Here is a 26,166-nt window from a genome sequence, read left to right as displayed (position 1 = left end):
TATCGTTATAAAAAAATGTATAATTTTTAGGAGAAAATTTATGTCTACACCCCATATTGATGCTCAAAAAGGCGATTTTGCTGAAGTTGTTATTATGCCTGGAGATCCTTTAAGAGCAAAGTATATTGCTGAGAATTATTTAAAAAATTCAATACAAGTAAATACTGTACGATCTATGTTAGGGTTTACTGGATTTTTCAAAAATAAGAGAGTATCTGTGATGAGCCATGGAATGGGAATTCCTTCTTCTGTTATATATGTAAGAGAACTAATTTCAGAATTTGGGGTAAAAAAAATAATTCGCGTTGGTACTTGTGGAGCTGTATTAAATTCTGTTGATTTAAATGATGTTGTTATTGGAATGGGAGCGTGCACTGATTCTAGAATTAATAGATTACGTTTTGGAAATCATGATTTTTCAGCAATAGCTGACTATGACACGTTGTCTGCATTAGTATTGAGTGCTAAAAAAATAAATACTGCTGTTAAGGTAGGAAACTTTTTTACAACAGATTCTTTTTATTCTAATACCAGTGAATTATTAAAAATGTTAGTACAGTATAATATTCTTGCGGTAGAAATGGAAACATCTGGAATTTATAGTATTGCAGCAGAACTTAATGCAAAAGCGGTTTCTATTTGTACTGTAACAGATCATTTAATAACGCATAATAAGTTAAGTGTAAAAGATAGAGAAAAAAGTTGTAATAAAATGATAGAAATAGCATTGAATTCCATCGTGTAGGTTAAAAATATTAATATATAACTTCTATTGAATTTTAGTAATTAAAAAAATGATTATTAATAATATTAGGTGAAATACTTATTTATTTTCTGGCGGTGAGAAAGGGATTCGAACCCTTGATACGTTAAATGACGTATATACGCTTTCCAGGCGTACTCCTTAATCCTCTCGGACATCTCACCTTTTTTTTAATTTTATATTTTAAATGTACCTTATTTAATGCAATAAGTATATATTATTTTTTATAAAAATATGCAACAATTCGTATATATATATAATAAGTAACATATATAGCATATAAGTGAAATAAAAATTAAGTGTTCTTATCTGTTTTATAAAAATAAATATTTTATTTTTATAACTAGAATATAAATAGATTTGTATAGATTATATAGACATTTTTAACATTCTAGAATATAAATAGTTTATTTAATAATTCTAAATCTACTAGACGAAATAAATAGTAAATTTTTGTGGTATAAAAACATATTGTTACGAATATTAAAGAGTTTTAAACTAGTTAATTACATGATTTTATGATTTATTAGAATCAATTAGGTATTTATAGTGAATTTAACTAATAAACAATATTAATATTAAAAAAAATAAAACAAGATAAATTTTTTATTAAAAATAGTAATTTTAGTGCATTATATAGTTTTTAACTTTATTCTCACCAGTATATTTACACTGGATTTTATATAACACAACAAAATGATTAAGTTTAAAATAGTAAAATATGGCAGAAAAACGTAATATATTTTTGATTGGACCTATGGGAGCAGGTAAAAGTACCATTGGAAAACAATTAGCACGACGATTAAATATGGATTTTTATGATTCAGATAATGAAATTGAAAAAAGTACTGGAGCAAATATTAGCTGGGTATTCGATGTGGAAGGAGAAGAAAAATTTAGAATTAGAGAAGAAAAAGTTATTAATACTCTAGTAAAAAAACAAGGTATAGTTTTAGCTACTGGAGGTGGATCTATTTTATCTAAAAAAGTTAGAAATAAATTATCTGCTAGAGGTATAGTAGTTTATTTAAAAACATCTATTGAAAAACAAATTATTAGAACATTGAGAGATAAAAATAGGCCTTTGTTAAATATTAAAAATTCAAACGAATCAATTTTTAAAAAACTAGAAAATATTCGAAATCCTCTGTATGAAGAAATTGAAGATATAGTAATATATACAGAAGATAAAGGAATTAAAACATTAGTGTTAGAAATAATTAGATATATAGATAATTTAGTTTAAGTATTTTCTATTATTAATAGTACATCATCGAAAAAATACTGTATATACATATATTTTATTACGCATGCGTAGGGAATAATTTTATGGACATTTTGCGAGTAAATTTAGGGAATCGTAGTTATCCTATAATTATAGGATCTAAATTAGAAAAAATAGATAAATCTTTTTTTTGTATAAAAAAAAGAAATAAAGTAATGTTAGTTACCAATAAACGTATATCTAAATTATGGAAAAATAATGTTATTACCTATTTAAGTACAGTGCATAATCATATAGATGAAATCATTCTTGACGATGGAGAACAGTTTAAACAACTAAAAACGGTAGAATTTATTATCAGTATTATGTTAAAAAATAAATATTCTAGGAATAGTATTCTAATTGCATTGGGAGGTGGAGTAATAGGAGATATTGTAGGTTTTGTAGCATCTATATATTTAAGGGGAATTAGATATATTCAGTTACCTACTACTTTTTTGTCCCAGATTGATTCTTCTATAGGAGGAAAAACAGGGGTAAATCATATTCTTGGAAAAAATATGATAGGTTCATTTTGGCAACCTAAAAGTGTAATTTTAAACTTAGATTTCTTAAGTAGTTTGTCTTTTCTTGAAATACAATCTGGGATGGCAGAAGTAGTAAAATATGCTATTATTTTTGATAAATATTTTTTTGTTTGGTTAGAAAAAAATTTTCCTTTGGTGTTAAAATTAGATAAATTATCAGTTCTATATTGCATAAAAAAGTGTTGTGAATTGAAAGCTAAAATAGTATCTAATGATGAAAAAGAAAATAATTTAAGAGCACTTTTAAATTTAGGACATACTTATGGGCATGCTATAGAAACAGAGTTAGGATATGGTTTCTGGTCTCATGGACAAGCAGTTTCAGTAGGTATTGTAATATCTTCATATACTTCTTTTTTATTAGGAATTCTTCAAGAACAAGAATTATTGAGAATTATATCTTTATTAAAAAATATAGGTTTACCTATAAATATTTCTAAAAATAGTTCTGCACAATCTTATTTAAATCATATGCGAAGGGATAAAAAAGTAATTTCAGGTGTTCTTAGATTAATTTTACCTAAAAAAATAGGGAAGTGTGATATTTATTCAAATATAGATTCAGATATTATTTTAAAATCTATCAGAAGTGTTATGGTGTAAATAATTGTAATTTTTATAAAAATATATTTAAAAACATGAAAAACATGTATTTATGTGTAATATGTTTAAAACATACAAATTATTTTAATTAATTAGAATTATTTTTTATGATGGCATTGTAAATATGGAATAAAGATATGAAAAAAATATTATTAGCTCCATCAATTTTATCTGCAGATTTTTCAAATTTAGAAAAAGAAATTAGAGAAGTAATGTCTTCTGGAGCAGATTTAATCCATTTTGATGTAATGGATAACCATTATGTTCCTAATTTGACTTTTGGGTCCATGGTTTTAAAATCTTTACGAAAATCTAACATTACTTCACGTATTGATGTACATTTAATGGCAAAACCATTAGAAAATTTAATTTATGATTTTTTAAAAGCAGGAGCAGATTCAATTTTTTTTCATCCAGAATGCAGTGATCACATAGATAAAACATTAAATATAATAAAAGATTATGGATGTCAGACTGGTTTAGTTTTTAATCCTGCAACTTCTCTGTGTTGTTTAGAGCATGTTATAGAGAAAGTCGATCATATTGTAATAATGGGAGTTAATCCAGGATTTGGAGGACAATCGTTTATATCTTCAACATTGAGTAAAATAAGAAAAGTTCGGTCGATAATTACAAATAGTAAATTAAAAATATTATTACATATTGATGGCGGTGTGAATTTAAAAAATATTGCAGATATTTCACAAGCAGGTACTGATGTTTTTATTGTTGGTTCTACAATATTTAAAAGTAAAAATTATTTCTCTATATTAAAAAAATTACGTGAACAAGCAAATAATATTTGATAATTAAGTATTAATAAATTACTAGTAGATAAATTATATTATAATTAATATATTAAATATTAACATTAATAGTAATAAATAAGAAATTATTGTTCATAAACAATAGCTTATTTAGATAAATGAATAAAAATTTTAATTGTGAATAAAACATGAAAAATAAATATAAAAAAAAAAAATTTTATTTAGCGCTGTTCAACCCTCTGGATTATTAACTATTGCTAATTATTTAGGAGTATTATGTCATTGGAAAGAAATGCAAGATAGTTATGATTGTATATATTGTATTGCTGACCTGCATGCTATGACGGCGAAAAAAAAAATTTATAAAAAAAAAAACAAAAATGAAAATATAAAAACTATATTAGATACTTTAGCTTTATATTTAGCATGCGGAGTAGATCCAAATGAAAGTATTGTATTTCTTCAATCTCAAGTGCTTGAACATACGCAATTAAATTGGATATTAAATTGTTATACAAATCTTGGTGAGTTATTTAGAATGACTCAATTTAAAGTGAAGTCTAAGAATGAGAACGCTAGTATAAATTCGGGATTATTAACTTATCCGATACTCATGGCTTCAGATATATTACTATATGATGTTGATAAAGTATTAGTTGGGGAAGATCAGAAACAACATATAGAGTTAACAAAAAAAATAGCTCGTAGAGTAAATGGAATTTACAGTAAAGAAATATTTACTATACCTAGTGTAGTTATCACTAAATCAGGATCTAGAATAAAGTCCTTATTAGATCCGACAAAAAAGATGTCTAAATCAGACTTTAATAGAAATAGTAGTATATTTATGTTAGATAATATAGAGTTAATAAATAAAAAATTTGCAAAAGCAGTAACAGATTCTGAAAATCCAGCAAATATATCTTTTAATAAACAAAAAAAACCAGGGGTTTCTAATCTTTTAGAAATACTTTCTGCTTTAAAAAATATACCTATTATAGAATTAGAAAAATTTTTTTTAAATAAGACATATTTAGATTTAAAATTAATGATTTGTCAAACAGTTAAAAATAAATTATTACCTATACAAGAAAAATATTTTTTATATAGAAAAGATGAAGAGTATTTAAAAGATATTTTATTTCGAGGAGCTACGAAAGCTAAAAAAAGAGCAAAAGAAACAATTAAAAGATTATTTAGTGTATTAAATTAAAAAAAAGTAATACATATTGTTTTTTGATAAACATTTCAATTGTTTAATTGATTATGCATAAAGTAAATATACTTTGTGTTTTAGAATTAAACTTTTAAATATAAAATATATAAATATATATATTATAGTTTAAAAGTTTACTGAATAAGTTAGTATATAACAATAAATATTATGTTCTTGTAGTGTACAATGTAAAGAATAAAGTATATTTATATTTTTCTTAATAAATATTTTTTATGTTGGGAAAAATAGATTATGATTATATGTAAAAAACATACTATTAAATATAAAAAATTAGCAGTATTTAATGCAGAATTAACTCCACCTGCAGCTACGATAGGTCCTGTGAAAACAAAAGTTAGAAGTGTTCCAATGGTTCCAGATGTTAAAATAAAGTTGACAATTTTTGGGGAAGCTATTTTTTTTTGCAACGAAGCTAAAGTAATAATTATTGTATATATAGCGCTTGAAAAAAATCCTAACATAGAAATGATCCATGGTAGATAATGAATATTATTGCTATGAATAAAAATATACATTAGTACAGTAGAAGTACTAGTCAAAAATATAACTATTTTTTGTAAGTCGAATAAAGTTAATACAACGGTAAAAAACCACATTCCTACCATATAAGCCATCCAAAAGTTACTTACTAATTGGCTAGAGTAGTTGATATTTGCATGCATATTTTGCATAACAAATTGAGGAACCCAAGAAATAAATCCTAGTTGTCCTAAGATATAAAAAAAAGCAGATATAGCAAGTAGAATTACACTAATTGTTCCATTTTTTGATAGTTTTGAGTGTATTTCTGTTTTTTCTTCTTTAATAAGAGGAAATTGAACACTTATTGCAATAAAAAAAATAAATAAATCTATTATTCCTATTAGGATGTAAATCCAGTTCCAAGGAACGTTTTTTGCTAATAAAAATCCAGTAATAAATGGAAAGAAAATACCTGCCATGCTAAAAAAAGAATCAGTTAGTAGGAGAAAAGTAGCACGTTTTGTACCGTGATATAAATTAGCAATTATAAACGTTCCTATAGACATAGTAAGACCGCTAACACTACCCAATATGAACATACTACAAGAAAAAATAGTTATACTATGAAAAAACGATAGTCCAAAAATAGATAATACAGCCAATGCAAAACTAAAAAAAATTTGTTTTTTTAAAGAAATAATTTTAACACACCAGTTATTTATAAACATAGCAGTTAAAATTCCTGAATTTAAGTAAGTGAAAGAATTGCTCATATCTACTAAAGACAGTTTAAAATCTTTTGCTATATTACCCATGACTATTCCAGTAACAGTCACTAATGCTCCAGTAAAAGCATATGATAAAAAACTAATCCAAGTTAAACCAACACGGTTATAATTCATCATTGTTCCTTTATTATTATTCATAAAAAAGAATGTGTAATCAATTTTAAAAAAAAATTATGAGAATTAGAATTTTCCTGTTGATGATAATTTAAAACTTCGCAGTACTTAAGAAAAAAAAGAATTATAATTTAATTTTAAAATTGTAGAATATATATATGTATGTGTATGTATTGTACAATAATATAGGATTATTTGTTATTAAAAACGTTAGAAGTAAATTATGTTTTATTATTTAACAATAATTTTTATTATAAATAGATTATATAAATAATAAATAGTAGAGTGTTAGTTGAGGAAAATACAAAATAGTATATTGTTTTTTAAAAAAAGCATAATACAAAAAACAATAATAAAAGAAAATAAACGTATTTTTTTGTTTAACAAATAAAGTGCTTAAGAAAATAACTTAATAATAGAAAGTATAGTTGTTTTTCATGTGTCATAATGTTTTTACTTGATTTTAAAAGTATAGTTTATTATTTATTAAAAATAAGGCGTAATTTTGCAAATATTTTTTATTGTAAATTTTATTTTTTAAATATCTTATAAAGGATAAGACGGATAATAGTTTTATTAAAATATTACTTTATAACAAAAGACGTAAAATACAGAACGGTAAAAATTATTCCCGTTTTATAATTTAATGTATTATTTTTTTCAAATAGTATTTTTTGCTATATATTTATATTTTTTTACTACAATAGTGATGTTTGTATATTAGAATTATTTTTTTTTTAAATATTAAGTTGATGTTAAAAATCATTAAAAATGATATTTTGTATATTATTTAAAATAATAAAGAATTATTGTTTTATTATTAATAATATTATAATTATTACAACTAGTTATGATGTTACTATATATCAATAGTTTTGATTAAGAAGTATCTATAACTAGATAAATGGTTTTTTATAAATGGAAATATATATCGTTTATATAGTTATTTTAACGTTGACTTCTAATTTTATATTAGAGAATGTTTCGATTTTGCATTTAAATTTATATTGAATCGTTAAAAATATTATTTAAAAGGATGATAAACATTTTATATTAATAGATTTAATTGTAAAACAGATATATATAAAGCACTAATGTTTATTGTTATACAAACTATATTTTTTTTCGTTTAAAACTAACGTTTGATAAAAATTTTAGTATTCAATTAATAGTTTTTCTAATATTAATTAGATTAAATATACGTTCAGTAATGGTAAGTATTATTATTATAATAATAATTATTTTTATAATTTTAAAAATAAGAAATTAAAATGATAATACATTTATACTAATAATGTTATTGTTGATAATTATTAATATAAAACAATATTATATTCTTTTATTGTATAGATAATATTTATATATGAGAAAATGTTATATTAAGAATCTACATTTAGTTTAAAAGTGACACATATAAAAATTTTTGGTTTTTTTTACTAGTTAAATATGAATTAATTTATCTTAATAAAAAAAAGTATTTTTGTTTAATAAATCTTTTTAAAGATAATTTAAATATAGATATTTCATTTAAATAAAATGTTTAGCAGTATAGAATAAATAAGCGATTTAGAATAGTTGAAACTAATTTACTTAAATTGTAATGTTCTATTATTTATTTTAATTTATTTTTTTAGTTAGTTATTTTAAAAAAATGCTAGATTAATTTCATTTAATTTGTTAGAACTATAAAATGAATTATTAGATGCAATCGTTCATTTAGTAACAAATCACTACTTTAAAAAAAATACTTAATTTTTCAATATTAAACAATTAGTACATATATTTATTGTTTATATAATCACAAATTATTAATACTTTATCTTAAAGTTACATAAATTTAAGTTATATATAATAATTTTATATTAAATCAATTTGATCTTTTTAAAATGAAATATATTTATACAGTAATGGTAACTTCTTCAATATATAGTTCGCAAAATTCAATTAGTTCATTTATTTTTTCTAGAACTGTTCTTAATTTAGGACATAGTATATACAGTGTATTTTTTTACGGTGATGGTATTTTTAATGGAGTTACTACTAGTAACATGAAAAATGTACATTATATAAATATAGAAGAAGAATGGAAAAAAATACATGATTTACATAATGTGAAATTATATTTATGTATAAATTCATTAATACAGCGCGGAGTGGTAACAAAAAATGCTGATTTAGGTAAAGAAAAAAATAAAAAAAATATTTCTAAAGCATTTTCTATTGTAGGATTCAGTAGATTTTTAAAATCAGTTAAAAAATCTAATCGTTTTATGCAATTTTAAATTATATTAATTAGTTAATTAAAATATATTTATATGAATAATGAATAGTATAGCTTTTGTTTTTTCTCATCTTCCATATGGAACTTCGAATAGTCAAGAAGGTTTAAATGCTGCTCTAGCATTATCTTCGTTTACTAATGAAATAGGTTTTTTTTTTATAAATGATGGAGTTCTACAATTATTAAAATGGCAAAATTCTAAAAAAATTTTTTTTCATAAATATACTAATGCATTTCGTATTTTTTCGATTTATTGCGAAAAAAAGTGCTATTTACATTTAGGATCTGTTAATAAACGAGGGATATTTTTTTTTGATGATTTTTTAGTTAATATAAAAATATTAAATAATTTATCTTTTAAAAAAAAGTTAAATAGTTTTGATTGTATTATAAATTTTTAGAGGTAATAGGTTTGTTGCATACATTGATGAAGTCTCCATATTCTATTGATTTAGATACTATGTTTTTAATGATAGATTTAAATGATGACATTGTTATGTTGCAAGATGGAGTTGTTTTTGCAGTAGATAAAGATTTTTTTTTGAATTATAAAAGATATATACATATCATACATGTTTTAAAAGAAGATTTAGAAGCACGGGGTTTAAAAAATATTAATTCTGGATTTAAAGTTATAAACTATAAACAGTTTGTACAACTTACATTTAAACATAAAACACAAATAAATTGGTAAATTAGTATTTTTGTTTGTATTTAGATGTTTACAATATAAATTTTTAAAAAATGTAATATACTTTACATCAAAATTAAAACTATCAGGAAAAATTATGTCTACTATTAATCAATTAGTGCGTAAGTCGAGATTGTATAAAAGTATTAAAAGTAATGTTCCAGCATTAAATAGCTGTCCTCAAAAAAGAGGCGTATGTATTAGAGTATATACGACTACTCCTAAAAAACCTAATTCAGCATTAAGAAAAGTTTGCAGGGTTCGTTTAACGAATGGATTTGAAGTTACTGCATATATAGGTGGAGAAGGGCATAATTTACAAGAACATTCTGTAATATTAATAAGAGGAGGAAGAGTAAAAGATTTACCCGGAGTAAGATATCATGTAGTAAGAGGATCTTTAGATTGTGCTGGAGTAAAGGAAAGAAAGACTAGTAGATCAAAATATGGAGTAAAAAAAAGTAAATCTTAAATTTATTATTTATAATATATATATCTATATTTATTTTAATAAGTTTGAATAAATATTTTTTAAAATAGGAGAATTATATGCCAAGAAGAAGAGTAGTAAATAATCGAAAAATTTTACCTGACCCGAAGTTTTCTTCTGAATTATTAGCTAAATTTATCAATATATTAATGGTAAATGGAAAGAAATCTATTGCAGAATGTATTGTTTATAGTGCGTTAGATAAATTATCTAAAAAAATTGGAAAAAAAGAAATTGATGCCATTGAAATTGCTTTTGAAAATGTTCGACCAGTAGTAGAAGTTAAATCACGTAGAGTAGGTGGTTCTACTTATCAAGTTCCAGTCGAAGTTCGTTTAGTAAGGCGTAACGCTTTAGCTATGAGATGGATAATTTCATCAGCTAGAAAAAGAAAAGATAAATCTATGACGTTACGTTTATTTCATGAATTGCTTGATGCTATAGATAATAAAGGAGCTGCAGTGAGAAAACGAGAAGAAGTACATAAAATGGCAGAAGCAAATAAAGCATTTGCACATTACCGTTGGTAAAATAAAATATATATATTCTACAGTATTTTACTAAGTAAAAATAAATTTGCAATTTAGTATTGGTATAATTATTAATTCAATAAGGCAAAAGAAATAATGGCTCGTATAACACCTATTATACATTATCGTAACATTGGAATTAGCGCTCATATTGATGCTGGAAAAACTACAACTACAGAACGGATTTTATTTTATACAGGAATAAATCATAAAATAGGAGAAGTTCACGATGGAGCGGCTACCATGGATTGGATGGAACAAGAGCAAGAAAGGGGAATTACAATTACATCTGCGGCAACTACAACGTTTTGGTCTGGAATGGCTAATCAGTTTAAATCACATAGAATAAATATTATTGATACACCAGGACACGTTGATTTTACTATAGAAGTAGAAAGGTCAATGAGAGTACTAGATGGGGTAGTAATGGTATATTGTGCAGTAGGAGGAGTTCAACCTCAATCTGAAACAGTATGGAGGCAGGCTAATAAATATAAAGTTCCACGTATTGCTTTTGTTAATAAGATGGATAGAATGGGAGCTGATTTTTTAAAAGTAGTAGAACAAATTAAAGTTCGATTAGGTGCTAATCCAGTTCCACTTCAACTTTCTATTGGAAAAGAAGAAAATTTTACAGGATTAATTGATTTAATAAAAATGAAAGCTATTCGTTGGAATGAAGAAGATCAAGGTATTACTTTTAAATATGAAGATATACCTGTAGATATGGAAGTTATTGCTGAAGAATGGAGGCAGCATATGATCGAAGCAGCAGTAGAAGAAGATGAAATTTTAATGAATAAATATTTAAATAATCAATATATATCTGAAAAAGAAATAAAAACTTGTTTAAGAAAAAGAGCACTAAAAAATGAAATAATGTTAGTGACTTGTGGTTCTGCTTTTAAAAATAAAGGTGTACAAGCTTTATTAGATGCTATTGTAGAATACTTACCTTCTCCTTTAGATGTTGTTAATTTAGAAAAAAAATTAAAAATTAGTGATAAAAATACTACTCAAAATAATATAATTTTTGATCATAGTGATTATTTAGACAGACAATCTTTTTCAGCTTTAGCTTTTAAAATAGCAAATGATCCGTTTGTTGGAAATTTAACGTTTTTCCGAGTTTATTCTGGTTTTGTTCGTTCTGGAGATACTGTCTTTAATTCTGTTAAAGAACAAAAAGAACGATTAGGACGTATTGTTCAAATGCATGCAAACAAGAGAGAAGAAATAAAAGAAGTATATGCTGGAGATATCGCTGCTGCAATAGGTTTAAAAAATGTTACTACGGGTGATACTTTATGTGATCCAGGTAATCCTGTTATTTTAGAAAAAATGGAGTTTCCAGAACCAGTAATATCTATTGCTGTTGAGCCTAAGACAAAATCTGATCAAGAAAGAATGGGTGCTGCATTAGCTCGTCTTGCGAAAGAAGATCCTTCATTTCGAGTACATGTTGATATCGAATCTAATCAAACCATTATATCTGGAATGGGAGAATTACATTTAGAAATTATTGTAGATCGTATGAAACGTGAATTTAATGTAGATGCTAATATAGGAAAACCTCAAGTTGCATATCGTGAAGCTATTAAAATAAGAGTAAATGATGTAGAAGGAAAACATATAAAGCAATCTGGAGGAAGAGGACAATATGGTCATGTAGTTATTGATTTGTTTCCATTAAAAGATAGTGATGAAAACTATACGTTTATTAATGATATTAAAGGAGGAGTAATTCCAGGAGAATATATTTCAGCTATTGATAAAGGTATTCAAGAACAGTTAAAATCAGGTCCTTTAGTTGGATATCCGGTAGTTGGAATTGGAGTTCGATTGCATTTTGGCTCATACCATGATGTAGATTCTTCAGAAATTGCTTTTAAATTAGCAGCTTCTTTCGCATTTAAAAAAGCTTTTAATTTAGCTAATCCGATTTTGTTAGAACCAATTATGAAAGTTGAAATAGAGACTCCTGAAAAGTATATGGGAGATGTTATAGGAGATTTAAATAGAAGAAGAGGACATATAGAAAAGATGAAAGATGTAATGTCTGCTAAGTTTATTACAGCTCAAGTGCCTTTATCGGAAATGTTTGGATATGCAACTGATTTGCGTTCTCAAACACAAGGAAGAGCTGTTTATTCTATGGAATTTTTGAAGTATACAGAAGCTTCAAAATCTACAATTTCTTCTATTTTAGATAATAGAAAAAAATAATAGTAATTTATTAAATATAAATAAACATATGAGGAATATAGAGAGTGGCTAAAGAAAAGTTTGAACGTTCTAAACCGCATATAAATGTAGGTACTATCGGTCATGTAGATCATGGTAAGACTACGTTAACGGCTGCTATTACTACAGTTTTATCTAAAAAGTATGGTGGTACAGCACGTGCTTTTGATCAAATAGATAATGCACCTGAAGAAAAAGCTAGAGGTATTACTATTAATACTTCTCATGTAGAGTACGATACTGAAAAGCGTCACTATGCTCATGTAGATTGTCCTGGTCATGCTGATTATATAAAAAATATGATTACTGGAGCAGCACAAATGGATGGTGCGATTTTAGTAGTAGCAGCTACAGATGGACCTATGCCTCAAACTAGAGAACATATTTTGTTAGGACGTCAAGTAGGAGTTCCGTATATATTAGTTTTTTTAAATAAGTGTGATATGGTAGATGATGAAGAATTATTAGAATTAGTAGAAATGGAAGTTAGAGATTTGTTAACACAATATGATTTTCCAGGAGATAGTACTCCTATAATTAGAGGGTCTGCTTTAAAAGCATTAGAAGGAGATGCAGAATGGGAAGAGAAAATTGTTGAATTAACAAATTTTTTAGATTCATACATTCCAGAGCCGAAGCGTGCTATTGAACAACCTTTTTTATTACCGATAGAAGATGTTTTCTCTATTTCTGGAAGAGGAACTGTTGTTACTGGAAGAGTAGAAAGAGGTATTATTAAAATTGGAGATGAAGTAGAAATAGTTGGTATTAAACCAACGAGTAAAACAATTTGTACTGGTGTCGAGATGTTTAGAAAATTATTAGATGAAGGTAGAGCAGGAGAAAATGTAGGTGTATTGTTAAGAGGTACAAAGCGAGAAGAAATAGAACGTGGTCAAATTTTATCAAAACCTGGTTCTATTTTACCTCATGTTAAATTTACTGCTAAAGTTTATGTATTATCCAAAGATGAAGGGGGAAGGCATACAGCTTTTTTAAAAGGATATAGACCTCAATTTTATTTTAGAACAACTGATGTAACTGGTTCGATTGAACTTTTAGGTTCAGTAGAAATGGTAATGCCTGGAGATAATGTAGAAATGGTAGTTACTTTAATTCATCCAATTGCTATGGAAGAAGGGTTACGTTTTGCTATAAGAGAAGGAGGAAAAACTGTGGGTGCTGGAGTAGTTTCTAAAGTAATGAGTTAATTTTAAAAAATAACAATAATATATTATTATATGTTTATTTATTAATATAAACAATGAAGATAGGGAAAGGAGTAGTTTTTTATGCTCTTTTCTCATTTTAAATGAAATATTTTTTAAATAAAAAAAATCAATTAAATATAGAACTGTTAAGTTTTTAAAATATAGAAATAGTATTTTCAGCAGGTTTTATTTATATATATATAGATTCGTTTGTCTGGTAAGATATTTACATATCTGAATAATAATTTATACGTTTTTTTTTTATTGTTAATATGTTAAAATACTATTAATTTTAATTAAAAATCATAACATTCTTTATAGGAGTTGAATTATAGAAATATATATATAAAAAATATTAAAATTTATTTTAAAAATTCCTAATAAAGGATTTATGTCAAAACGATTACACCACATAACATGCATTTTCATGTATATGGAGTAAATTTATAGTTTGTATATAATGGAGTTCTGATGCTATGCAGAACCAAAGAATTCGTATTCGTCTTAAAGCTTTTGATCATCGTTTAATTGATCAATCTACGGCTGAGATAGTAGAAACAGCTAAAAGAACAGGAGCTCAGGTTCGAGGTCCTATTCCTTTACCAACAAGAAAAGAAAGATTTACTATTTTAGTATCTCCGCATGTTAATAAGGATGCTCGTGATCAGTACGAAATTAGAACACATAAAAGATTAATTGATATCGTTGAACCTACTGAAAAAACTGTAGATGCGTTGATGCGGTTAGATTTAGCTGCAGGTGTAGATGTTCAAATTAGCTTAAGTTAAGGTATCTTAATGTGATTTAGAGGTACTAAAAATGATGGGTTTAGTAGGAAAAAAAATTGGAATGACTAGATTTTTTACTAAAGAAGGTTTAGTTATTCCTATTACTGTAGTTAAAGTCAATAATAATAGAGTTACACAGATAAAGAGAAAAGAAAAAGATTTATATGATGCTATTCAAGTAACTACGGGTAAAATAAAAAATAATAGATTAAAAAAACCTGCAATAGGACACTTTATGAAAAATAAAGTATCAGCAGGAATAGGTTTATGGGAGTTTAGAGTTAAAAATATAACAGAGTTTAAGATTGGCCAGATTTTGACTATAGACATATTTTTAAATATTAGTAAAGTAGATATTACTGGATTTTCAAAAGGAAAAGGATTTAGTGGTACTATTAAAAGATGGAATTTTAAAATGCAAGATGCTACTCATGGAAACTCCTTATCACATAGAGTACCTGGATCTATTGGACAAAACCAAACTCCTGGAAGAGTATTTAAAGGAAAAAAAATGTCTGGTCATTTAGGAAACAGTAGAACTACTATTCAAAATTTAAAAATAATAGAAGTTGATGCAGATAATAGTTTATTACTTATTAAAGGATCTATTCCTGGTCCAAAAAATAGTAATATTATTGTTAAACCGGCTATTAAGGGATGAGGGATTTAGATATGGATTTAGTACTTCAAGATATACAGGAATTAGTCCCTGTATCTAGATCTGTTTTTGGTTGTGATTTTAATGAATCTTTAGTTCATCAAGTAATAGTAGCATATACTTCTTATGCTAGACAAGGAACAAAATCTCAGAAAAGTAGAGCTTTAGTTTCTGGTTCAGGAAAAAAACCATGGAGACAAAAAGGTACTGGAAGAGCAAGAGCGGGTTCCATAAGAAGTCCACTTTGGCGTTCTGGAGGAGTGACTTTTGCATCTTGTAATAAAGATTATTCGAAAAAGATTAACAAAAAAATGTATAAAGGAGCGTTAAAAAGTATATTATCTGAATTAATCAGGCAAAAAAGATTTATAGTTTTAAAAGATTTTTCTTTAGAATATCCAAAAACTAAATTATTATTAGAAAAAATAAAATTTATATCATTAACAAAAAAACTATCTTTAAATAAAGTACTAATTGTTACAAACAAAATAGAAGATAATTTAATATTAGCTTCTAGAAATGTCAAGAGAATAGAAGTTCGAGAAGCTTCTTATATTGATCCATATAGTTTGATAAAATTTGATAAAACAGTGATTACTTTAAAAGCAGTAAAAAAAATTGAGGATATGCTGGTATGATTATGGAAGAACGTTTATTAAATGTAATTCTATCTCGTCATATTTCTGAAAAATCAACTACTTCTGTAGAAAAAAAAAACACCATAGTATTAAAAGTAGCATATTCTTCAAAAAAATATGAAATTAAAAAATCTGTAGAAAGATTGTTTTCTGTGAAAGTAGATAAAGTCAATACATTAGTAGTAAAAAGCAAAAAAAAAGGACAGGGACAAAAAATAGGATTTAGAAAAAAATGGAAAAAAGCTTTTGTAACTATAAAAAAAGGACAAAAATTAGATTTAATTGATTCTAGAAAATAAATAGTTATACTAAAGGAAAAAAAATGACAGTTGTCAAATATAAACCAACATCTCCAGGACGTAGACATGCTGTAAAAATCGTCACTCCTAATTTATATAAAGGAAAAGCTCATTCTCTTTTATTAAAAAAAATGGTTAAGACAGGAGGTAGAAATAATAATGGTCGAATAACTACTCGTCATATTGGAGGAGGTCATAAAAAAAGGTATAGAATAATAGATTTTAAAAGAAAAAAAGATAATGTTTTGGCAGTTGTAGAAAGAATAGAGCATGATCCTAATAGGTCGGCTAATATAGCATTAATTTTATATAGAGATGGAACAAGAAGCTATATCATTGCTCCAAAAAATATTAATATTGGAGATACAGTAGTTTCTGGTCCAAAATCAGATATTAATGTTGGTAATGCTCTTCCTATAAAAAATATACCTATAGGTTGTCTTATTCATAATATAGAAATGAAGCCTGGAAAAGGAGGTCAAATAGCTAGATCAGCAGGAAATTACGCTCAGTTAATTTCAATAGAAGAAAATTATGCTTCATTAAGATTGCGATCTGGAGAAATGAGAAAAGTTGAAATTAAATGTAGGGCAACAATAGGAGAAGTGGGAAATTCTGAAAATATGTTGAAAATTTTGGGAAAAGCAGGTGCCTCTCGTTGGAGAGGAGTTAGACCTACTGTCAGGGGAACAGCCATGAATCCAGTCGATCACCCTCATGGAGGTGGTGAAGGTAGGAATTTTGGTAAACATCCGGTTTCTCCTTCAGGTTATCAAACTAAAGGAAAAAAAACTCGTAGAAATAAAAGAACTGATAAATTTATTTTACGTCGTAGAACTCGATAATTATTTATAAGGTAGTTGCATATGCCACGTTCTTTAAAAAAAGGGCCTTTTATAGATTCACATTTATTTAACAAAGTAAAAAAAATAATTAAAAACAAAGATAAAAAACCATTACGAACTTGGTCTCGGCGTTCTACTATATTTCCGAATATGATTGGATTAACAATATCTGTTCATAATGGAAAAAAACATATTCCAGTGTTTATTACTGAAGAAATGGTAGGGCATAAGCTTGGTGAGTTCTCTGCAACAAGAACTTATAGAGGACATACTTCAGATAAAAAAGTAAAAAAAACATCTAAGAGTTAATTAAAGGTATAACAATGGAAATTTTAGCAAAATATTGTAAAGCTCGTTCTTCAGCTCAAAAAGTGCGATTAATTGCTGATTTAATACGGGGAAAAAATGTTTTAGTAGCTATGAATATATTAAACTTTTTAAAAAAAAAAGCTGCTCATTTTGTTAGAATGACTCTTCAATCTGCTATTGCAAATGCCGAACATAATAATAGTTGTGATTCAAAAAAACTGAAAATCATAAAAATATTTGCAGATGAAGGACCTACAATGAAACGTATGATGCCGAGAGCTAAGGGACGTTCAGATCGTATTTTAAAGCGAACAAGTCATATAACAGTAGTTGTTTCTGACACTTAAGTTTTTGGAGTAATATAATATGGGACAAAAAGTTCATCCTAATGGAATGAGGTTAGGAATTGTTAAAAAATGGAATTCAATCTGGTTTTCTAATAGTAAAAATTTTGCGAATAATTTGCATAGCGATTTTGTCGTACGAGAATTTTTAAATAAAAAACTATTAAAAGCATCAGTATCAAAAATAGTAATAGAAAGGTTATCTAAGAGTATAAGAATTACAATCTATTCAGCTAGGCCGGGGATAGTCATAGGAAAGAAAGGCGAAGATATAGAAAAATTAAGATCAGAAATTTTAAATATTACTGGTATTCCTGCACAAATAAATATTGCAGAAATAAAAAAACCTGAACTAGATGCAAAATTAGTATCAGATAATATTGTCTCTCAATTAGAGAGAAGAGTTATGTTTCGTCGTGCCATGAAAAGAGCTGTCCAAAATTCTATGAGACAAGGAGCAAAAGGAATAAAAGTAGAAGTAAGTGGAAGGTTGGGAGGAGCTGAAATAGCTAGAACAGAATGGTATAGAGAAGGTAGAGTTCCATTGCATACTTTAAGGGCTAATATAGAATATAATTCTTCGATAGCTAAAACTACATATGGAATAGTTGGTGTTAAAGTATGGATTTTTAAAGGAGAGATATTAGGAGGAATGTCTTCAGTTGAAGAGTTAGATAAATTAGAAAAACCTACTTTACTTTCCAGAAAGAAAAAAAAGAATAGAAGATAAAGGATAAAAATTTATTATGATGCAACCAAAACGTACTAAGTTTCGAAAAATGCATAAAGGACGTAATCGAGGTATAGTAGTAGGAGATGAGATTAGTTTTGGAATGTTTGGTTTAAAGGCAGTAGATCGAGGACGACTGACAGCAAAACAAATTGAATCAGCTAGAAGAACTATTTCTCGGTTTATAAAAAGACAGGGAAAAGTATGGATCCGTGTTTTTCCAGATAAGCCTATTACTCAAAAACCATTAGAAGTTAGAATGGGAAAAGGAAAAGGTAATGTTGAATATTGGGTTGCATTAGTTCAACCTGGAAAAATTTTATACGAGATTTCAGGAATTTCTGAAGAAATATCTAGAAAAGCATTTAAATTAGCATCATCAAAATTGCCTATAAAAACTATATTTGTTAATAAACGAGAGATTGTACATGTTAATAGATAAATTACGTTCTTTAAAAAAAAGTGAAATTTATGAACAGTTAATGATTTTTTACAGAGAACAGTTTAATTTAAAAATGCAATTGTCGTCAGGAAAATTAAAACAGACTCATTTATTAAAAAAAATTAGAAAGCAAATTTCTAGAACTAAAACTATTTTTATGGAAAAAAGGCATAAAGATAATGGTTAAAAAAAAAAATATATTACAAGGAAAAATAAGTAGCAATAAAATGTATAAGTCAGCTACAGTAATAATAGAAAAGTTAGTAAAACACAATTTATATAAAAAATTCATAAAACGTACTACTAAATTACATATTCATGATGAAAACAATGAATGTTCTGTAGGAGATATTGTAAAAGTACAAGAGTGCCGTCCTATTTCTAAGACTAAATCATGGAAATTAGTACGTATAGTTAAGAAAATAGTTATTTAATTTAATTAAAATTCAATATAGTATTATTATATATAAAAATAAGTATGTAGTTTAATATCATTAAATGTTCATATAAGTTTTATACGAATAATATAGCTATATTTTACAGTTTTGTGAATATAAAAAGAGATAATATTTAAAATGATACAAGTAGAAACTGTTCTTAATGTAGCTGATAACTCAGGTGCTAAATTAGCAGTTTGCATAAAAGTGTTAGGTGGTTCGAAAAGAAGATATGCAAACATTGGAGACATCATTAAAATAGCTATCAAAGAAGCGATCCCAAGAGGAAAAGTAAAAAAAGGAGATGTTCTTAAAGCTGTAGTAATAAGAACAAGGAAAGGTATCAGGAGATCTGATGGTTCGTTAATTAGATTTGATAGAAATTCTTGTGTTTTGTTAAATAATATTAATGAACAATTAGTTGGAACTAGAATTTTTGGTCCTGTTACTAGAGAATTACGTAACGAAAAATTTATGAAAATTGTTTCTTTAGCTTCAGAAGTAATATAGAGGTAAAGTTATGGCAGCCAAAATTCGCAAAAATGATACAGTAATGATTTTATCAGGAAGAGATAAAGGAAAAATTGGAAAAGTTATTGAAATAAGATCAGATAGAAATAAGGTCATAGTACAAGGAGTTAATATAGTAACTAAACATCAAAAGTCGGTTCCTTCTCAAAATAAAAGCGGGGGAATTATAAAGCAAGAGGCTTATATTCATATTTCTAATGTAGGTATTTTAAATACAAAAACTGGAAAATCAGAAAAAATAGGGTTTAAATTTCAATCAGGAAAAAAAATTAGATTTTTTAAGTCCAGTAATGAAATGCTTATATAAAAAGAAAAAAAGGACTATTTATATGTCTATATTATATAATTATTTTAATAGTGTTGTTGTAAAGAAACTTATGGTTAAATTTAATTATAGTTCTATAATGCAAGTTCCTAGGATAGAAAAAATTGTTTTAAACATGGGTGTTGGAACAGCTATATCAGATAAAAAAATATTAAATAATGCTGTATCAGATTTATCGTTAATTTCAGGTCAAAAACCATTAATTACTAAAGTTCGAAAATCAGTAGCTGGATTTAAAATTCGAAAGGGGTATCCTATAGGATGTAAGGTTACTTTAAGAGGAAAAAGAAAGTGGGATTTTTTTCATCGTTTAATAGCAATAGCTATACCTAGAATTCGCGATTTTAGAGGATTTCCACGTTCTTCTTTTGATGGACAGGGAAATTATAATTTTGGAATAAAAGAACAAATTATTTTCCCAGAAATTAATTATGATAAAATAGATAAAATAAGAGGTTTAAACGTTACTGTTGCAACTACTTCTTTATCAAGTGCTGAAGGATATGAATTATTATCTGCGTTCAATTTTCCATTTCGAAATTAAAGATAGGAATTATCTAATATTATGGCTAAACAATCAATGAAGGCTAGAGAAGTTAAACGTATTTATTTGGCTAAAAAATTTTTAAACGTAAGAAAGAAATTAAAGTCTATTATTTTGAATTCTAATTTAAAAGAAGAAGTACGTTTTAATGCTGTTTTAAAATTACAATCATTACCAAGAGATTCGAGTATTTGTAGACAAAGGAATAGATGTCGTCAAACAGGAAGACCTCATGCTTATTTAAGAAAATTTGGATTAAGTAGGATGAAAGTACGAGAATCTGCTATGAGAGGAGAAATACCAGGTTTAAGAAAAGCTAGTTGGTAGCTATATGTAGTATAAAAAGAATAACATTTCTAATATTTATATTGATTAGTTAAGTATATATATATAGTAGAAAGATTTAAAAGGAGAAAATTTAATTGAGCATGCAAGATCCTATTTCAGATATGTTAACTCGTATACGAAACAGTCAGGCTTCTAATAAAATTTCAGTAATGGTCAGTTTTTCAAATATTAAATTAGCAATTAGTAAAGTATTAAAAGAAGAAGGATATATTTTAGATGTTATGGTAAAAAAAAATAAAAAAATATTTTTTTTAGAAATACTTTTAAAATATTTTCAGGGTAATGCTGTTATAGAAAAAATAGAACGAGCAAGTCGTCCTAGTTTTAGAATATATAAAAAGAAACAATTCATTCCTAGAGTTATGGATGGTTTTGGAATTTCTATTCTATCTACTTCTAAAGGAGTTATGACAGATAAAAATGCCCGTAAAATAGGATTAGGTGGTGAAATAATTTGTTATGTAGCTTAATTGGAGTAGTATATGTATGTCTAGAATTGCAAAATTACCTATTATTGTTCCGAAAGAAGTAAAAATTGTTTTAAATTATCCAATAATTCATATAACAGGATCATTCGATTCTTTATCGTATAAAATACATAGATATGTTAATGTACGGTACAAGAGTAATGTTTTAATTTTCAATACTAAGATTGATGATTCTAAAAGTTGGGCTCAAGCAGGTACTGCTAGATCGATTATATCTTCAATGATAGTTGGAGTTTCTGTAGGATTTGTAAAAAAGTTAAAGTTATCAGGTGTCGGATATAGAATTGCTTTATCAAAAAAAAATGTTATTAATATGTCATTAGGATATTCGCACAACGTTGAATATATTTTACCAAAAGGTGTATTAGCAGAAAGCCCATCTACGACTGAAATTATATTAAAAAGTGCTAATAAACAGTTAGTTGGTCAAGTAGCGTCGAATTTGCGTAGTTATAGAATTCCAGAGCCTTATAAAGGAAAAGGTATACGTTATGAAAATGAGAAAGTTCGAATTAAAGAGGCAAAAAAGAAATAATTTATATGAATCCTAATATTAAAAAAATGTCTAGATTACGTAGAGCACGTAAGACAAGAGAAAAATTAAAAGAGTTAAAAGTAATTCGATTAGTTGTTCATCGTACTTCAAAACATATATATGCTCAAGTAATTAACTCAGATTCTTGTACAATTATAGCATCAGCTTGTACTTTAGAAAAAAAGATCATAAAGAGTAAAAAAGGAACTGGAAATAAAATATCTGCTTCAATTATTGGAAAAGAAATAGCTAAAAGAGCTTTAGAAAAAGGTATTAAAAAAGTTTCCTTCGATCGTTCTGGTTTTAAATATCATGGTCGTGTAAAAGAATTAGCAATGTCAGCACGAAAAACAGGACTTAATTTTTAAGGTAAAATAGGATGTCAAAATTTGAAAAAAAGAATATGTCTCAGGGAGATTTAAAAGAAAAATTAGTAGCTGTTAATAGAGTATCTAAAACTGTTAAAGGTGGTAGGGTTTTTTCTTTTACTGCATTAACAGTTGTAGGGAATGGACGTGGAAAAGTGGGATTTGGATATGGAAAAGCTAAAGAAGTCCCTGCAGCTATTCAAAAAGCTATGGAAAAAGCACGAAAAAATATGATTAGTATTCCGTTAAATAGAGGAACGTTGCAACATGCAGTTACAGGATCTCACACTGGATCAAATATTTTCATGAAACCAGCTTCAGAAGGGACAGGTATTATAGCAGGAGGTGCTATGCGTGCTGTTTTAGAAGTCTCAGGGATACATAATGTTTTAGCTAAAACGTATGGATCTACTAATCCTATTAATGTAGTTAGAGCTACATTAGATGGTTTATCTAGAATGCGATCTCCTTCTATGATAGCTAAAAAGAGAAACAAACTTATTAGTGAAATAGTGGAGTAAAAAAAAACATGATAAATAATGATAGTGTAACAATTACTCAAACCAAAAGTTCTATAGGAATATTGCCGAAACATAAAGCTACTTTAAAAGGATTAGGACTTAGGTATATAGGACATACTGTTGTAAGAAAAAATACTCCTTCCTTGCAAGGAATGATAAAATTAGTATCCTACATGTTAGTAGTAAAGGAATTTTAATATGCATTTAAATACTATTTCTTCAAAAAAAGGTTCTATTACAAGAAAAAAAAGAGTTGGAAGAGGAATTGGTTCAGGGTTAGGAAAGACATGTGGTAGAGGTCATAAAGGACAAAAGTCTAGAAGTGGGAAAAAAATTAGTAGAACGTTTGAAGGAGGGCAAACTCCTTTATATAGACGATCTCCTAAATTTGGTTTTTTTTCTCGAAAAAAAAAGCTAACAGTAGAAGTTCGTTTATCAGATTTAAATAAAATAAATACTAAACATGTTATTACTATTAATGAATTAAAAAAACATAATATCATAAATAACAATGTAAAGTATGTCAAAATTATTTTACATGGTACTTTAAAAAAATCTCTTATAGTAGAAGGTTTATCTGTTACAAAAGGAGCGCGTTCAGTAATAGAATCATGTGGTGGAGCAATTAAAAATGAATAATTTATTATGGAACATAAATTGATTAACTATTATAAAAATTATAATAAAGGAATAATTGAATTAAAAAGAAGAACGATATTTTTTATTTTTTCTATTATTGTTTTTCGCATTGGTTCGTTTATTCCTATACCTGGAATTAATATTCCAGTATTGTCAAAAATTATATATTCTAATTCTAGTGGAATTTTTGACATATTTAATATGTTTTCTGGTGGATCTTTAAGTAGGGCTTCTATATTCGCGCTAGGAATTATGCCGTATATTTCAGCATCTATTATTATTCAAGTATTAACTTTAGCTTATCCAACTTTTTCTAAGCTAAAAAAAGAAGGAGAATTAGGAAGTAAAAAAATTAATAAATATGTAAGATACCTAACATTATTCTTGGCTATTTTTCAAGCGGTTGGATTGGCTACTAGCCTTCCATTTTTATCTGGAATGAAATATTTTATTCTTAATCCTGATATTTATTTTTATTTTATTGCTATATTTAGTTTAATTTCAGGATCATTGTTTTTAATGTGGTTAAGTGAGCTCATTACTGAATATGGTTTAGGAAATGGAACATCTATACTAATATTTATTAGTATTTTATCAGGATTTCCTTCAACTTTTAGTAAAATAGTTAACCAATTTCATAATAATGAGTACACTATATTGCAATACATAGTTGTTATGATTATTATTGTATTGTCTATTTTTTTTGTAGTTTTCACTGAACGTTGTCAAAGACAAATAACTATACGTTATGCTGGTCGTCAACGAGGCAGTAGAATATATTCTACTCAAAATACTCATTTACCATTAAAGTTAAATATGTCTGGTGTTATGCCAGCAATATTTTCATCTAGCATGTTAATTTTTCCTTCTACTATAGCATCTTGGTATTTGGGTAAGCACTTAGACAATTTAAATTTATTATGTAAAATTATTTTGTTTTTTAAGTTTAGTCATATTTTTTATATTTTATTATATGCTACATCAATAGTATTTTTTTGTTTTTTTTACAGCCAATTAGCTTTTAATCCAAGAGAAACTGCAGATAATTTAAAAAAATCAGGAGCTTTTATTCCAGGTATTAGACCAGGAGAAAAGACAGAAAAGTATATTAGTAATATTATGTTGAAGTTAACATGTATTGGTTCTGTATATATGATATTTATTTGTTTGATGCCAGAATTTATAAAAAATATTTTTAATATGCCATTTTATTTTGGAGGCACATCATTATTGATAGTTGTCGTAGTAATAATAGATTTTATAACTCAAATACAAACTTTAATTTTATCGAATCAGTACGATGTTATTTTAAAAAAATCTAATTTATATTTTAACAATAAAAAAAAATAGTTATATATTAAAAATATTGAGATCTACAAATGAAAGTAAGAGCATCAGTAAAAAAATTATGTAGAAATTGCAAAATAGTGCGTAGAAAAAATGTGATTCGTGTATATTGTATTAGTGATCCAAAACATAAACAGAGACAAGGATAAATCATATTTAAATTAAAAAATTAATAAGTTATATTGTTTTAAATAAAACTGTAGTATAAATAATTCATTTTTGTATTATAATAATTAGGAGTTTTTATGGCTCGTATTGCAGGAATTAATATTCCTGATCATAAACATATAATAATAGCTTTAACAAAAATATACGGGATTGGCATTTCTAGTTCTAGGTTAATTTGTCAAAGTATAAGTATTAATGAAGATAATAAAGTAAAAGACTTAAATGATTCGCAGATAGATTTATTAAGAACAGCTATTTCTAAATTTATTGTAGAAGGAGATTTAAGAAGAGAAAAAACGCTAAGCATTAAACGTTTAATAGATTTAGGCTGTTATAGAGGGTTAAGGCATAGAAAAGGATTACCGGTACGGGGTCAAAGGACTAAAACTAATGCAAGAACATGTAAAGGTCCTAGAAAATCTATAAAAAAATAATTGGAGTTTTATAAAAGAATCATGGCAAAAACCACAATACGTACTCGTAAACGAGTAAAAAAGCAAGTTATGGACGGAATAGCACATATTCATGCTTCATTTAATAATACTATAGTTACTATTACTGATAAACAAGGAAATGTTTTAGGATGGGCAACTGCCGGAGGATCTGGTTTTAGAGGATCTAGAAAATCTACTCCTTTTGCAGCACAAGTAGCAGCAGAAAGGTGCTCTGAATTAGTAAAAGATTATGGTATAAAAAATTTAGAAGTAATGGTGAAAGGTCCTGGACCTGGAAGGGAATCTACAATTAGAGCATTAAACTCTGCTGGATTTAAAATTACTAATATTACAGATGTAACTCCTATACCACATAATGGATGTCGTCCTCCTAAAAAAAGACGTGTATAAAGTGGTTAACGTTAAGGAAAAATA

At 26.4% G+C, this 26,166-nt stretch carries 38 protein-coding genes and 1 tRNA gene; 37 read left to right on the top strand and 2 right to left on the bottom strand.

Annotated features, from left to right (window positions below; all coding sequences use genetic code 11):
• Window positions 1-40: 40 nt before the first annotated feature.
• The gene (gene deoD, locus AB4W63_RS02185; RefSeq protein WP_367680951.1) at window positions 41-745 is read left to right on the top strand and encodes a purine-nucleoside phosphorylase; all 705 of its coding nucleotides are present in this window, start codon (window positions 41-43) and stop codon (window positions 743-745) included.
• A gap of 90 nt (window positions 746-835) precedes the next feature.
• On the opposite strand, the gene AB4W63_RS02180 is transcribed toward deoD, so the two are convergent.
• A tRNA-Ser gene (locus tag AB4W63_RS02180) sits at window positions 836-927 on the bottom strand.
• A gap of 557 nt (window positions 928-1,484) precedes the next feature.
• Between AB4W63_RS02180 and aroK the strand changes: the two genes are divergently transcribed.
• The 4 genes from aroK (at window position 1,485) to trpS (ending at window position 5,158) form a co-directional block, all read left to right on the top strand.
• Complete coding sequence (aroK, locus tag AB4W63_RS02175) at window positions 1,485-2,009, top strand: shikimate kinase AroK (RefSeq protein ID WP_367680950.1); 525 nt, start codon at window positions 1,485-1,487, stop codon at window positions 2,007-2,009.
• 83 nt (window positions 2,010-2,092) lie between these two features.
• A complete protein-coding gene (aroB, locus tag AB4W63_RS02170; RefSeq protein ID WP_367680949.1) occupies window positions 2,093-3,178 on the top strand; it encodes a 3-dehydroquinate synthase in 1,086 nt (361 codons plus the stop codon).
• 137 nt (window positions 3,179-3,315) lie between these two features.
• Window positions 3,316-3,984: a ribulose-phosphate 3-epimerase gene (gene rpe, locus AB4W63_RS02165; protein ID WP_367680948.1), complete on the top strand. Its 669-nt coding sequence runs from the start codon at window positions 3,316-3,318 to the stop codon at window positions 3,982-3,984.
• 175 nt (window positions 3,985-4,159) lie between these two features.
• Window positions 4,160-5,158, top strand: coding sequence for a tryptophan--tRNA ligase (gene trpS, locus AB4W63_RS02160; RefSeq protein WP_367681210.1), 999 nt, complete (start codon window positions 4,160-4,162; stop codon window positions 5,156-5,158).
• 209 nt (window positions 5,159-5,367) lie between these two features.
• Here the strand turns inward: trpS and tsgA are convergent, their stop codons facing one another.
• On the bottom strand, window positions 5,368-6,549 hold the full coding sequence (tsgA, locus tag AB4W63_RS02155) for an MFS transporter TsgA (RefSeq protein WP_367681209.1): 1,182 nt from the start codon (window positions 6,547-6,549) through the stop codon (window positions 5,368-5,370).
• A gap of 1,883 nt (window positions 6,550-8,432) precedes the next feature.
• On the opposite strand from tsgA, the gene tusD reads away from it, so the two are divergent.
• From tusD to rpsK, 32 genes are all read left to right on the top strand, one after another.
• Window positions 8,433-8,828 (top strand): sulfurtransferase complex subunit TusD, encoded by a 396-nt coding sequence (tusD, locus tag AB4W63_RS02150; protein ID WP_367680947.1) that lies wholly within the window; start codon window positions 8,433-8,435, stop codon window positions 8,826-8,828.
• 40 nt (window positions 8,829-8,868) lie between these two features.
• Window positions 8,869-9,228 carry a sulfurtransferase complex subunit TusC gene (tusC, locus tag AB4W63_RS02145; RefSeq protein WP_367680946.1) on the top strand — a complete coding sequence of 120 codons (360 nt, stop codon included), beginning with the start codon at window positions 8,869-8,871 and terminating at the stop codon, window positions 9,226-9,228.
• A gap of 26 nt (window positions 9,229-9,254) precedes the next feature.
• Window positions 9,255-9,521, top strand: coding sequence for a sulfurtransferase complex subunit TusB (gene tusB, locus AB4W63_RS02140; RefSeq protein WP_367680945.1), 267 nt, complete (start codon window positions 9,255-9,257; stop codon window positions 9,519-9,521).
• Between the two features lie 94 nt (window positions 9,522-9,615).
• Window positions 9,616-9,990 carry a 30S ribosomal protein S12 gene (gene rpsL / locus AB4W63_RS02135; protein ID WP_367680944.1) on the top strand — a complete coding sequence of 125 codons (375 nt, stop codon included), beginning with the start codon at window positions 9,616-9,618 and terminating at the stop codon, window positions 9,988-9,990.
• A gap of 77 nt (window positions 9,991-10,067) precedes the next feature.
• Window positions 10,068-10,538, top strand: coding sequence for a 30S ribosomal protein S7 (gene rpsG / locus AB4W63_RS02130; protein WP_158342053.1), 471 nt, complete (start codon window positions 10,068-10,070; stop codon window positions 10,536-10,538).
• A 96-nt stretch (window positions 10,539-10,634) separates the two neighbouring features.
• On the top strand, window positions 10,635-12,764 hold the full coding sequence (gene fusA, locus AB4W63_RS02125; protein ID WP_367680943.1) for an elongation factor G: 2,130 nt from the start codon (window positions 10,635-10,637) through the stop codon (window positions 12,762-12,764).
• A 44-nt stretch (window positions 12,765-12,808) separates the two neighbouring features.
• Window positions 12,809-13,993: an elongation factor Tu gene (gene tuf / locus AB4W63_RS02120; RefSeq protein WP_367680942.1), complete on the top strand. Its 1,185-nt coding sequence runs from the start codon at window positions 12,809-12,811 to the stop codon at window positions 13,991-13,993.
• Window positions 13,994-14,469: 476 nt separating this feature from the next.
• Window positions 14,470-14,781 (top strand): 30S ribosomal protein S10, encoded by a 312-nt coding sequence (gene rpsJ / locus AB4W63_RS02115; RefSeq protein ID WP_158342047.1) that lies wholly within the window; start codon window positions 14,470-14,472, stop codon window positions 14,779-14,781.
• A gap of 31 nt (window positions 14,782-14,812) precedes the next feature.
• Window positions 14,813-15,442 carry a 50S ribosomal protein L3 gene (gene rplC, locus AB4W63_RS02110; RefSeq protein ID WP_367680941.1) on the top strand — a complete coding sequence of 210 codons (630 nt, stop codon included), beginning with the start codon at window positions 14,813-14,815 and terminating at the stop codon, window positions 15,440-15,442.
• Window positions 15,443-15,453: 11 nt separating this feature from the next.
• Window positions 15,454-16,077 carry a 50S ribosomal protein L4 gene (rplD, locus tag AB4W63_RS02105; protein ID WP_367680940.1) on the top strand — a complete coding sequence of 208 codons (624 nt, stop codon included), beginning with the start codon at window positions 15,454-15,456 and terminating at the stop codon, window positions 16,075-16,077.
• Complete coding sequence (gene rplW / locus AB4W63_RS02100; RefSeq protein ID WP_367680939.1) at window positions 16,074-16,376, top strand: 50S ribosomal protein L23; 303 nt, start codon at window positions 16,074-16,076, stop codon at window positions 16,374-16,376. Before rplD ends, rplW begins: the two co-directional genes overlap by 4 nt.
• A gap of 23 nt (window positions 16,377-16,399) precedes the next feature.
• The gene (gene rplB / locus AB4W63_RS02095) at window positions 16,400-17,221 is read left to right on the top strand and encodes a 50S ribosomal protein L2 (RefSeq protein ID WP_367680938.1); all 822 of its coding nucleotides are present in this window, start codon (window positions 16,400-16,402) and stop codon (window positions 17,219-17,221) included.
• A gap of 21 nt (window positions 17,222-17,242) precedes the next feature.
• Window positions 17,243-17,530, top strand: coding sequence for a 30S ribosomal protein S19 (gene rpsS, locus AB4W63_RS02090; RefSeq protein ID WP_367680937.1), 288 nt, complete (start codon window positions 17,243-17,245; stop codon window positions 17,528-17,530).
• Between the two features lie 14 nt (window positions 17,531-17,544).
• Window positions 17,545-17,877, top strand: a complete 333-nt coding sequence (gene rplV / locus AB4W63_RS02085; RefSeq protein WP_367680936.1) for a 50S ribosomal protein L22 — start codon at window positions 17,545-17,547, stop codon at window positions 17,875-17,877.
• A gap of 19 nt (window positions 17,878-17,896) precedes the next feature.
• Window positions 17,897-18,604: a 30S ribosomal protein S3 gene (gene rpsC / locus AB4W63_RS02080; RefSeq protein ID WP_367680935.1), complete on the top strand. Its 708-nt coding sequence runs from the start codon at window positions 17,897-17,899 to the stop codon at window positions 18,602-18,604.
• A 16-nt stretch (window positions 18,605-18,620) separates the two neighbouring features.
• Window positions 18,621-19,046: a 50S ribosomal protein L16 gene (gene rplP / locus AB4W63_RS02075; protein WP_367680934.1), complete on the top strand. Its 426-nt coding sequence runs from the start codon at window positions 18,621-18,623 to the stop codon at window positions 19,044-19,046.
• Window positions 19,033-19,233 (top strand): 50S ribosomal protein L29, encoded by a 201-nt coding sequence (gene rpmC, locus AB4W63_RS02070; RefSeq protein ID WP_367680933.1) that lies wholly within the window; start codon window positions 19,033-19,035, stop codon window positions 19,231-19,233. The genes rplP and rpmC overlap by 14 nt, the downstream gene beginning before the upstream one ends.
• Entirely contained in the window at window positions 19,226-19,480 is a 255-nt protein-coding gene (gene rpsQ, locus AB4W63_RS02065) for a 30S ribosomal protein S17 (protein ID WP_367680932.1), read from the top strand. Before rpmC ends, rpsQ begins: the two co-directional genes overlap by 8 nt.
• 141 nt (window positions 19,481-19,621) lie before the next feature.
• Window positions 19,622-19,993, top strand: coding sequence for a 50S ribosomal protein L14 (gene rplN / locus AB4W63_RS02060; RefSeq protein WP_367680931.1), 372 nt, complete (start codon window positions 19,622-19,624; stop codon window positions 19,991-19,993).
• Between the two features lie 10 nt (window positions 19,994-20,003).
• Complete coding sequence (gene rplX / locus AB4W63_RS02055) at window positions 20,004-20,321, top strand: 50S ribosomal protein L24 (RefSeq protein ID WP_367680930.1); 318 nt, start codon at window positions 20,004-20,006, stop codon at window positions 20,319-20,321.
• Window positions 20,322-20,343: 22 nt separating this feature from the next.
• Window positions 20,344-20,883: a 50S ribosomal protein L5 gene (gene rplE / locus AB4W63_RS02050; RefSeq protein ID WP_367680929.1), complete on the top strand. Its 540-nt coding sequence runs from the start codon at window positions 20,344-20,346 to the stop codon at window positions 20,881-20,883.
• A 21-nt stretch (window positions 20,884-20,904) separates the two neighbouring features.
• Entirely contained in the window at window positions 20,905-21,210 is a 306-nt protein-coding gene (gene rpsN, locus AB4W63_RS02045; protein ID WP_367680928.1) for a 30S ribosomal protein S14, read from the top strand.
• Window positions 21,211-21,305: 95 nt separating this feature from the next.
• Window positions 21,306-21,701 carry a 30S ribosomal protein S8 gene (gene rpsH, locus AB4W63_RS02040; protein WP_367680927.1) on the top strand — a complete coding sequence of 132 codons (396 nt, stop codon included), beginning with the start codon at window positions 21,306-21,308 and terminating at the stop codon, window positions 21,699-21,701.
• 16 nt (window positions 21,702-21,717) lie between these two features.
• Window positions 21,718-22,254 carry a 50S ribosomal protein L6 gene (gene rplF, locus AB4W63_RS02035; protein WP_367680926.1) on the top strand — a complete coding sequence of 179 codons (537 nt, stop codon included), beginning with the start codon at window positions 21,718-21,720 and terminating at the stop codon, window positions 22,252-22,254.
• Window positions 22,255-22,259: 5 nt separating this feature from the next.
• Window positions 22,260-22,622 (top strand): 50S ribosomal protein L18, encoded by a 363-nt coding sequence (gene rplR / locus AB4W63_RS02030; RefSeq protein WP_367680925.1) that lies wholly within the window; start codon window positions 22,260-22,262, stop codon window positions 22,620-22,622.
• A gap of 35 nt (window positions 22,623-22,657) precedes the next feature.
• Window positions 22,658-23,143, top strand: coding sequence for a 30S ribosomal protein S5 (rpsE, locus tag AB4W63_RS02025; RefSeq protein WP_367681208.1), 486 nt, complete (start codon window positions 22,658-22,660; stop codon window positions 23,141-23,143).
• A gap of 8 nt (window positions 23,144-23,151) precedes the next feature.
• Window positions 23,152-23,340, top strand: a complete 189-nt coding sequence (gene rpmD, locus AB4W63_RS02020; RefSeq protein ID WP_367680924.1) for a 50S ribosomal protein L30 — start codon at window positions 23,152-23,154, stop codon at window positions 23,338-23,340.
• A gap of 1 nt (window position 23,341) precedes the next feature.
• Window positions 23,342-23,782: a 50S ribosomal protein L15 gene (gene rplO, locus AB4W63_RS02015; RefSeq protein ID WP_367680923.1), complete on the top strand. Its 441-nt coding sequence runs from the start codon at window positions 23,342-23,344 to the stop codon at window positions 23,780-23,782.
• Between the two features lie 6 nt (window positions 23,783-23,788).
• Window positions 23,789-25,132 carry a preprotein translocase subunit SecY gene (gene secY / locus AB4W63_RS02010; RefSeq protein ID WP_367680922.1) on the top strand — a complete coding sequence of 448 codons (1,344 nt, stop codon included), beginning with the start codon at window positions 23,789-23,791 and terminating at the stop codon, window positions 25,130-25,132.
• 29 nt (window positions 25,133-25,161) lie between these two features.
• Window positions 25,162-25,278 carry a 50S ribosomal protein L36 gene (gene rpmJ / locus AB4W63_RS02005; protein WP_158342004.1) on the top strand — a complete coding sequence of 39 codons (117 nt, stop codon included), beginning with the start codon at window positions 25,162-25,164 and terminating at the stop codon, window positions 25,276-25,278.
• 96 nt (window positions 25,279-25,374) lie between these two features.
• Window positions 25,375-25,731: a 30S ribosomal protein S13 gene (gene rpsM / locus AB4W63_RS02000; protein WP_367680921.1), complete on the top strand. Its 357-nt coding sequence runs from the start codon at window positions 25,375-25,377 to the stop codon at window positions 25,729-25,731.
• A gap of 21 nt (window positions 25,732-25,752) precedes the next feature.
• Window positions 25,753-26,142: a 30S ribosomal protein S11 gene (rpsK, locus tag AB4W63_RS01995; RefSeq protein WP_367680920.1), complete on the top strand. Its 390-nt coding sequence runs from the start codon at window positions 25,753-25,755 to the stop codon at window positions 26,140-26,142.
• The last annotated feature ends 24 nt before the right edge of the window (window positions 26,143-26,166 follow it).

Source organism: Buchnera aphidicola (Anoecia corni), assembly GCF_964056675.1.
GTDB lineage: Bacteria > Pseudomonadota > Gammaproteobacteria > Enterobacterales > Enterobacteriaceae > Buchnera_E > Buchnera_E aphidicola_B.
The sequence above is the reverse complement of the archived record's forward strand: the minus strand, read 5'-3'. Positions and strand labels throughout refer to the sequence as shown.